The 1383-nt window shown below is 61.8% G+C and carries 1 protein-coding gene; it reads right to left on the bottom strand.

Going from position 1 to position 1383, the window contains the following annotated elements:
* Positions 1-30: 30 nt before the first annotated feature.
* Positions 31-1284, bottom strand: coding sequence for an IS256 family transposase (locus IE091_RS18315; RefSeq protein WP_062376034.1), 1254 nt, complete (start codon positions 1282-1284; stop codon positions 31-33).
* Between the last annotated feature and the right edge of the window lie 99 nt (positions 1285-1383).

Raw genomic sequence — 1383 nt, 5'->3', positions numbered from 1 at the left:
GAGTTATTGTCAAATTCTGTGTATGGCCGGTCAGGCGGCAGTCCTGTCTGACTGATCGGTCAAGGGTTCGCCGTCCTTGAACTGGACGTTGTTCACGACCAGCTCCAGCTTGTTGAACCCCTTGATCCGCTTCCAGCGCTTCTGGGCGCTCTGAAGCAGCTTGAAGACCATCGCCAGGGTCGTCGCTCTGGAGCCGCAGTTCCGGCTGCGCTTGCTCCGCAGGCGGACCGTGGCGAAGGTCGACTCGATCGGGTTGGTGGTGCGGATATGCACCCAGTGTTCTGCCGGGTAGTCATAGAACGCCAGCAGCTCCTCCCGATCCTTGGCCAGGCACTCCATGGCTCTGGGGTACTTGGCCTCGAAGCGTTTCACCGTGCGATCGAAAGCCTTGTGCGCCTCATCGCGGGTCTCGGCCATCCAGATCTCATGGAGGTCGGCCTTGACCTTGGGCTGCACGGATTTCGGCAGTTTATTCAATACGTTGGCAGTCTTGTGGACCCAGCAGCGCTGGTGCTCGGTCTCTGGATAGACCTTGCTCAACGCCGCCCAGAAGCCCATGGCGCCGTCGCCAACCGCTAGCTTGGGGGCCGTCGTCAGCCCGCGCTCGCGTAGCCCCGTGAGCAGCTCTTTCCAGCTGGCCTCTGACTCACGCTGCCCATCCTCGACGACGACCAACTCCTTGCGGCCCTGCTCAGTGACGCCGATGATCACCAGCAGACACAGACGGTCATCCATGCGCACGTTGCTGTACACGCCGTCAGCCCACCAGTAGACGTAACGCTGGTCTGCCAGGTCGCGCTTCTGCCAGTCGGTATGCTCGTCCTCCCACTGCTTCTTGAGACGCGACACGGTGTTGGCCGAGAGTCCCTTGGCCTGGTCACCCAGCAGGGCCGACAGGGCCTCCTGGTAGTCGCCGGTAGAGACTCCCTTCAGGTAGAGCCAGGGGATCAGCTCCTCGATGCTGCGGGCCCGCTTCAGGTAGGGCGGCAACAGCGCGCTGCTGAAGGTCACCCCGTCGCCACTGCGGTCACGGACGCGGGGCACCTTGATCTCGACGTCGCCGATACCGGTTTGCACGGTGCGCTCCGGCAGGTAGCCGTTGCGGACGACGACACGGCGGCCGTCTTCCAGCGTCTTGTCGGCATATTGCTCCAGAAACGTGCTCAACTCCGCCTCCACGGCCTTGGCGATCAGGTCTCGGGCCCCTTTGCGCAGCAGCTCATGCAACGGATCAGTAGCGCCGGTGTCTGGCTGCGTCACGGCTTGGAGAGTAGAATTGCTCATGGCGTATCCGTCCTATGTTGGTTGTGATCTGGCGAGATCAATCAACAGGATACGCCACCCTCTCTACTGCCCTCCATACACAAGAACTGAGCTTAACTC

The sequence above is a fragment of the Vreelandella hamiltonii genome, from assembly GCF_014651775.1.
GTDB lineage: Bacteria > Pseudomonadota > Gammaproteobacteria > Pseudomonadales > Halomonadaceae > Vreelandella > Vreelandella hamiltonii.
The sequence above is the reverse complement of the archived record's forward strand: the minus strand, read 5'-3'. Positions and strand labels throughout refer to the sequence as shown.